This window comes from Pleionea sp. WD8-19 (genome assembly GCF_055326765.1).
Window position 1 is genome coordinate 364,875 of sequence record NZ_JBUZOU010000003.1, and the last position, 8,649, is coordinate 373,523.

General features: G+C 41.6%; 4 protein-coding genes. All 4 read left to right on the top strand.

Features of this window, described 5'->3' with window-relative positions; genetic code table 11:
• The first annotated feature begins 14 nt into the window (after window positions 1-14).
• The 4 genes from ACTUJY_RS05860 to ACTUJY_RS05875 all read left to right on the top strand — a co-directional run bounded on the left by ACTUJY_RS05860 (window position 15) and on the right by ACTUJY_RS05875 (window position 8,452).
• Entirely contained in the window at window positions 15-836 is an 822-nt protein-coding gene (locus tag ACTUJY_RS05860; protein ID WP_463615124.1) for a carbon-nitrogen hydrolase family protein, read from the top strand.
• A gap of 36 nt (window positions 837-872) precedes the next feature.
• Window positions 873-2,312: a metalloprotease TldD gene (gene tldD, locus ACTUJY_RS05865; protein ID WP_463615125.1), complete on the top strand. Its 1,440-nt coding sequence runs from the start codon at window positions 873-875 to the stop codon at window positions 2,310-2,312.
• Window positions 2,313-2,816: 504 nt separating this feature from the next.
• The gene (locus ACTUJY_RS05870) at window positions 2,817-7,805 is read left to right on the top strand and encodes an RHS repeat-associated core domain-containing protein (protein WP_463615126.1); all 4,989 of its coding nucleotides are present in this window, start codon (window positions 2,817-2,819) and stop codon (window positions 7,803-7,805) included.
• A 5-nt stretch (window positions 7,806-7,810) separates the two neighbouring features.
• The gene (locus ACTUJY_RS05875; protein WP_463615127.1) at window positions 7,811-8,452 is read left to right on the top strand and encodes a hypothetical protein; all 642 of its coding nucleotides are present in this window, start codon (window positions 7,811-7,813) and stop codon (window positions 8,450-8,452) included.
• Window positions 8,453-8,649: the final 197 nt, after the last annotated feature.

Consider the following 8,649-nt stretch of genomic DNA (forward strand, 5'->3'; position numbering starts at 1 on the left):
ACTAAGTAATGATCATGAAAGAAAAAAATTTAAAACTCGCAATCATTCAAATGCGCTCCACCACCAACCTGGAGCAAAACCTCACTCAAGCCGAAAGCTTAGTCGAACAAGCTGCCGGTCAAGGCGCGCAACTCACCGTTCTCCCGGAATATTTCCCACTCATGGGCCAAAAAGAAACCGACAAACAAACCATTCAGGAGTTTCCAGGTGAAGGCCTCATTCAAGAACAGTTAATGGGGTGGGCAAAACAACACAAAATCTGGATTGTCGGGGGTAGCATTCCCATTCGCTCCGATGATCCTGAGCGTCCTTACGGACGAACGCTGGTGATTAATAGTGAAGGCGAAATCGTTGCTGGATACGACAAAATCCATTTATTCGACGTTTCGGTTGATGATAATCAAGGCAGTTACCGGGAATCTAAAGGCACTTACCCTGGAGCAAAACCGGTTGTTTGCGATACGCCTTGGGGTAAGCTCGGACTGGCGATCTGCTATGATCTAAGATTCCCGGAACTGTTTCGTTATTACGCGGAGCAAGGCGTCAAACTGGTGGCTTTGCCTGCGGCATTTACGGTGACCACCGGTAAAGCGCATTGGGAAGTGTTGCTCCGTGCGCGCGCCATTGAAAACCAGTGCTTTGTATTGGCTTCTGCGCAAGGTGGGCATCACGAAAATAATCGGGAAACCTGGGGGCATTCTATGGTGGTGGATCCTTGGGGAACAATCGTGGGACAATTGCAGCAAGAACCGGGCGTATTAATGGTCGATATCGATTTATCTCAAATCGATAGTTTGGCTAAAAAAATGCCCGTGTTGGCACATCGCAAAATTTAATATTCGTTTACGTCAGCGGATTAAAGACAGGTATTTATGAGCAATACACTCGATCAAGTAACACAGTATTTTCTTTCTCCTGCAAACTTGGATACCTCCAAAATTGCACGCATTTTGGAATCGATGCTTGGCCATAAAATCGATAACGCCGAATTGTATTTTCAAAGTGTTCGTCACGAGTCTTGGGGCTTGGAAGACGGCATTGTGAAAGAAGCGAGTTACAACGCCGATCGGGGTGTGGGTGTTCGCGCCATGGCCGGAGAAAAAACTGGGTTTGCCTATTCAGAAGAAATCATTCTACCCGCACTGGAGCGTGCATCATCTGCGGCGCGTAGTATTGCGCGCAGTGGCAGTATTGCAAAAGTAAACGCGTGGCAATCACCGCGAATTGTACCGCTGTATGATTCACACGATCCTATAGGCGGTATGACCGAAGAACAAAAAATTGATTTGTTAAAACAACTCGATGAATGTGCACGCCAACAAGATCCGCGTGTAAAACAAGTTATGGCGTCGGTATCGGGAGTTTATGAGAAAATTTTAGTGATGGCGTCTGACGGTACCTTAGCGGCAGATGTTCGACCTTTGGTGCGTATGAATGTTTCCGTTATTGTTGAACATAATGGTCGACGAGAACGAGGCAGTGCCGGTGGTGGTGGTCGATTTGACTATCAAGTGTTTGTTGATCGAAACAATATTGAAAGTTATGCCAAAGAAGCCGTGAGACAAGCGTTAATCAACCTAGATGCAATTGATGCACCGGCCGGTGTAATGCCTGTGGTGTTAGGTGCTGGTTGGCCAGGTGTGTTATTGCACGAAGCGGTGGGCCATGGTTTAGAAGGCGATTTTAATCGCAAAGGGTCATCGGCGTTTTCTGGTCGTGTAGGTGAGCGCGTTGCATCACCATTGGTAACCGTTGTTGATGATGGCACTTTAGAAAAAAGTCGCGGTTCCCTCAATATTGATGACGAAGGCACACCTACGCAACACACGGTATTAATTGAAGATGGAATTTTAAAAGGTTACATGCAAGACAAACGCAACGCGCGTTTTATGAATGAAAAATCCACCGGCAATGGTCGACGTGAATCGTATGCTCACCTTCCTTTACCCAGAATGACCAACACTTATATGCTTGCCGGTAAAGATGATCCGCAAGACATTATTAAAAGTGTTAAAAAAGGGATTTACGCACCCAATTTTGGTGGCGGCCAGGTAGACATCACCTCCGGAAAATTCGTATTTTCCACCAGCGAAGCCTATTTAATTGAAAATGGAAAAATTACCGCGCCAGTAAAAGGTGCAACCTTAATTGGTAATGGCCCGGAAGTTATGAAAAAAGTATCCATGGTGGGTAACGATTTGAAGCTTGATCCAGGTGTAGGCATTTGCGGCAAGGATGGCCAGAGTGTGCCTGTCGGTGTTGGCCAGCCAACACTGAAAGTGGACGAGTTAACGGTTGGTGGAACGCAATAAAACGGAAACGTTTTTGGTTTTATGGGATGGGGAGGAGTCCATGCCATTGGGTGCTAACCCATCTCTTTTAAGATAAAGTGGCATAATAAACGTTATTTTATAACAGTAAGCTTTGCTATGTTACTATTAATGGTTTCCTATTTGTCTATGAGCTTTTTCAGTGGCCATTTTTAAACTTGTGTATCGAAAGTAACTTCGGCTACACATTTGCGTTGAAAAGTTGGCTATTACTTACCGAAAAAAATCTAATTATCTTGTTATTAATCAGTCAGTTACACGAATAGAGTCTCTGAAAAAGTTAAGAGCCTGGCGTGCTAGAGTCACTTTAGTGCACAACCATTCGTCACAAAGCCAATGTGTTTTTGTGAAATATCTCCCACAATTTACTCTTTTATCGCGTGTGTTAGTTGTGTAAAATCTCGCCGTTTTTTCAGTTATATAAACAACTGAAGTGAAGTCTTAGGTTCCTAGCAATACGGACATTGCTTTAATAGAGGTCAGCGCATGTTCCGTCATTTTTGTTTTCTGTTTGTATTCCTTTCTTTGAGTATCTCGATTTTTACCCCACCAGTAGAAGCCAGTGTTTTACCAGCTGAAAACGGTTGGTGCTCCTACAGTGAGCTTAATACTGCCGTTGGAGGTTGTGAAAAAGAGCTCGCAGACTTTCTAAGTCAAGTGGAGTTAAGTTACTTGAGCGATCCAGATTGGGAGTGCTCATATTCAGAGTCATATGTTCAGTATTACTCTGCTAACAACGGTATAGCAGGAAAATATTACGATTGTACTTATAGGCCAAATGGAAACTCTGGTAGACACACTGCGTATATTAAAGCTTCTACATGCAATTATTGCCCCAACGCATCTTTTTCCCAAGGACTAAACGTTTTAGGTGGTAGCAATGTCGATGTCTGTGTGCCCAATTCCTGCCCTGCATCTCCTCAAGGCTCCGCATTTACTGCTGGAAACCCAATCAGCTGCTTAACTGGGGCAAAAATTCAACCGACAACGATATTTCAAAATCAGGGGACAGACGCTTTATCTCTGGACTTAAAATATAACAGTAAATCTTTAATTGAAAATCTTAATGATCCGGCACGAACTCTTGAAATCGGTAATTTCGGAGCGCTTCGCGGTGCTTCTCAAGTAAAAAGTTTAGAGACGGTATACCAAGATGGTAATAATGTGGCCATTGCTTTAAAAACGGGCAGTCGAGTCACTCGATATTATACCGGTGATATATATAAGCCTATGAGCAGCGAAGGAAATTTTGGCTCATTAGTTAAAAACGAAGATGGAACCTACGAGCTGACCGATCAAAATGGAACTGTTTGGAACTTCGATGCGCAAGGGCGCTTAGCATCACGAACATTAAAAAATGGGTTAACAAGAAGCTACCAATATTACAGCGGTGGCTTTGGTACTGGAAAAGTGTCCAAAATAGAAAACAATTTTGGACAGTTCCTTCAGTTCGAATATAACGCTGCCGGGTTTGTTAAAACAGCAATAAATGTTGATGGTGTTGCGTATCATTTTGAATATGACTCGAATCAAAACTTAGTCAAAGTGATTTATCCCGACAGTACACCTAATGATTTAACGAATAATCCAACGTTGCAGTTTTTATTTGAAGATACGCGTTTCCCTAATGCTTTAACTGGGATGATCGATGAAAACGGTATTCGGTTTGCGACTTGGAGCTATGACGACGCTGGTCATGCAATTTCTAGTGAGCATGACGTAAATATCGAGAAAGTTGAGCTTGATTTTTCAACGAAAGGTGAAACTAAAGTTAAAGAGTACGTGTCGGAAACTCAATTTAACGAAAAAATCTATCGCTATAAAAAAATTAATCAACAACAAAAAGTTTATGAAATTGAAGCACTGCCCTGTGATGGGTGCAGTGAAGTTGGTACGGAATACTACAGTTACAACAGCAATGGTAACGTCACCAAAATTATTCATCCGAGCGGTAAAGAAACCCATTACACCTACGATAGCGAATACCGTGAAATTTCTGTAACAGAGGGTGCTGGTACAGCGGAAGCTCAAACAACGACAACTGTATGGAATAACACGTGGAATAAACCGGAAACAGTAACTAAAGGTAACCTTGAAAAGCGCTTGGTTTACGATGCACAAGGAAATGTGATTGAGCAAATCGAAAAAGATCTGAATACTGCTGAAGAGCGAGTCACTCGATTAAGTTATAACAGTTTAGGTTTGCTTGAGTCGATTGATGGACCTCGTACCGATGTAAATGACTCTTCCACTTATACGTATAACTTAGCCACTGGGCGAATCGAAAGCGTCACCAACGCATTAGGGCACAAAACTGAGTTTTTAAACTTTAATGCCAATGGTTTTCCTTTATCCATTAAAGACTCTAACGGGTTAGAAACTGTTTTGAACTGGGATGAACGTGGGCGTCTGCTGTCTCAAACAGTTGGTGGCTTAACTACATCTTACGAATACAACCCAGTTGGATTGATTTCTAAAACGACTACACCAAACGGCAGTTCATTAAGCTATAAGTACGACTATGCTCGTCGACTAGTAAGCGTTACCGATACTTTAGGTAACAAAGTAGAATACACGTACGATTGGGCTGGTAACAAAACGTCTACCAAAATTCGTGATCCTCAAAACATTATTACCTTTACACAATCTCAAGTGTTTAATCAATTAGGTCAATTGGTTCAAAACTTGGGGGCCAATGGTCAGTCGACTTTATTGAATTATGATAGTGCCGGAAATATTACCGCTAACACCGATGGTGAGCAGAACCAAACCCTATCGGTGTTCGACGCTCTCAGTCGCGTAAAAGAAGTAACCGACGCGTTAGGCGGTGTTACTGAATACCAGTACGATGCACATAACCGAGTAACGTCTGTAACTGATGCAGAAAATCGAACGACTACCTACGAGTACAATGCTTTTGGGAATGTGTTAAAACTGACCAGTCCAGACACGGGTGTCAGCACGTTTACTTACGATGAAGCAGGAAATGTTTTAACGAAAACCGATGCTCGAGGTATTACTGCTCAGTATCAATACGATGCTTTAAATCGAGTGACACAAATAACTTACGCTGACGCATCTCAGAATATCGCTTTTGAATACGATACCTCGTATAACCAAGTATCGGCATTAGGTCGACTGAGTAAAATTACCGATGCTTCGGGCACTACAATTTACCATTACAACCTGTTAGGACAACTGGAAAAAGAAGAACACATTGTTAAAGATAAATCATACCTCTTAGCTTATACCTACGATGAGCAAGGTCGATTAAATTCTGTGACTTATCCATCGGGAGTTCAACTCAGTTACGTGTATAACAACAATAATCAAATAGTTGAAATGCACAGTGACATTGGTGGCCAGTTAAGCACACTTGCAAGTAATATGAGCTACTTGCCCTTTGGGCCAATGAGTGTTCTTACATACGGTAACGGCTTGTCGTTGTTTAATTCTTTCGACCAAGATTACCGACTCACACAGCGAGACTTAACCGGCTTTGTTGCAAGAAGTTATGGCTATAACGCCAATAATAATATTACTTCGATTCAAGATAATGAACTTCAACAGTTTGATTATAACGCCGTTAGTCATTTGGTAACCGCTAACGGCGAGTATGGAAGCATTGCTTACGATTACGACAAAGTGGGCAATCGGCTCATAGAAAATGTCAATGGCATAAAAGAGTTCTATGAATACACGATACCTTCAGCAGAAGGAGGGATTCCTTCTGGTCTGGTTGCTTCATTCAGTTTTGAAGATAATTTAAATGACAATTTGAATCCCACAAAAAGTGGCAGTTTATACAATAGCGCATCGTTTGATGTGGGTTTTTCTGGTCAGGGGTTGAATCTAGATACGAGTAGTAAATATGCTTCTTTAGATGTGCCTGCGGATCTGGGAATGAGTGGTCAGGTCACTATTAGCTTTCGCGTTAAATTGAGCAGCCTTTCCGGTTGGCGGTTTGTACTGGGGCAGGGCGATTACTGGGGCTCAAATGATATCGCGTTTCATTGTTATAACTCCAGCTGTGGTATTTATACCGGAAGTGGTACAGCACGTGCTGAAGTAAATTACACCAGCTATTTAAATAAATGGCATTTATGGACCGGTAAATTAGAAAATGGTGTATTAAGTTTTTATATTGATGGTGTAAAAGTAAAGGAAGTAACTAATGCAACCGCACCAACTGTTTCCAAACGATTTACTTTGGGAGCTGATGCGCAAGGTTCGTACGGTGCCGCAATGTTAGTGGATGAGCTCCAAATATTTGACCGAGCATTAACGGACGAAGAAATTGCGGGGCTATTGGTGGTTAGTCAGTCCTCTGGTTCTTTGAGCGGGGAAAAACTTACTAAAATTACTGGTAGTCAAGTATCTACATTCGAATACGACGCCAACGGCAACACAACCCGAAAAGGCGACTTATTCCTCGGCTACAACCAAGCTAACCGCTTAAGCTCCATAGCAATAGGCAGCACATCCGCCACATACACCTATAACGGTAAAGGCGAGCGGACCATTAAAGTTGTTAACGGTGTAGAAACCCACTACATCTACAACAGCCAAGGGCAACTCATCGCAGAAGCGGATAGTACCGGTAACGTATTAAAAGAATACGTATACTTAAACAATCAACCGTTTGCGCAAATTGTTGGCAGTAATATTTATTATTACCACAACTCGCACCTGGGTACGCCGGAATTAATGACCGATGCCAACCAAAACATTGTTTGGCAAGCGAATTACACGCCCTTTGGTAAAGCTACGGTTGAAGTTGAAACGGTTGAAAACAACATTCGTTTCCCTGGTCAGTATTTCGATGCCGAGAGTGGTTTGCACTATAATTACTTTCGGGATTATGATCCTGAGACGGGTCGGTATGTTGAGAGTGATCCTATTGGGTTGAGTGATGGTCCCAATACTTTTGGGTATTCTTATCAAAATCCTGTAAATCGTTTTGATATGTTCGGGCTGAATACTACTACATTAGCTCGACCATTTACTTTCCGAATACCCGCTCCAAACCCTTATTTATCTTCGTTTTCTGGAGGATATATAGTAGGAGAAGGATTTAATTATGGCTGGGAAGCGATAACGGGACAAAGTCCGGGATCTAGTATTTATGAGTGGATTAATGGTGATAGCTCTGAACTCTCTCAACCTATTCCAGTTAATCCTAATCAGTATCGTGATGAATATGAAGACCGAGGTGACTTAGAGCAAATAACTAATCGTAGAGAGTATCATCGTATATGTGATGAGCCCCCTCCACCTGGAGGCGATAGGTGTCAACGGGCGAAGTGGGAACTCCAGAAGTGGAAGCGGTGTAAAGCTGCTCGGGAGGAGTATACAAATAGATGGTATGATGGGGTGATGGACGATACACATCAACAGCAAATTAGACAAGCTGAAGCTGGTATTAAAAAGGCAGAACGCACAATAAGACAATATTGTAAAGAAGACTGCGAATAAGTTTAATGAAAATTAATATATACGAGGATTTAATATCCTTTTTATTTACAAAGAATGCTTGTGGTGAGAGTTGGTATGATAATGATGAATTTATTGAGCCAGACTTTGTCAGTTCAAAACTTTTAGGGTTATTGATAGAACTCTATCAAGACTCTCAATTGATACGTCTCGCCAATGACATAGATTGTCTCTACCATGGGCTAAATTACACCATAAATACAGCTCATGGTAACTTCGGTTATTTATTTGTAGACGAAGGAATTTGTATTAGGCTGAGAATTGACTCTGTAAAGGCAATGTATTTTCTTTTTAAAAATATTTTTAGCAATATATGCCAAGTTCAGAGCAATGATAGCTTAAATTTTCGTAAAATTGACTATCTTTGCATTACTTGGTGGCAATTATTTTCGCGTCATGGAGTACCTTACAAAGTATCCCTTTTAGAGTTTGATTTAAATGTACTTGAAACTCTCGAAAAAATATTAAAATTAGAAAACTATTGTTGTGTGAGATCAGCATTAATTGGCCTAAGTAACTGGAAAAGTGCTTATCCAGAACAAGTGAGTAAAATTATAAATAATCATATTGAATTAGTCCCAAAAAGTTTGCGTTCCTTTGCTTATAAGGCATTGGATGGAAAATTATAAGGAAGGAACCGTAGGATGTATATGGACTCCAGGAACTGTAGGATGTATATGGACTCCTCAGGGATCGCAATAGAAGAGGGCGTTCAGAATTCTGTGTCAGCCTAAAAATTAAAGTTCTAGTTCACCATCTAATCGACCTTCAAAGTGGATGGCCAGTTGTGACAATGTCAGGTTCCAGTTTTGAACTGGCATTGTCC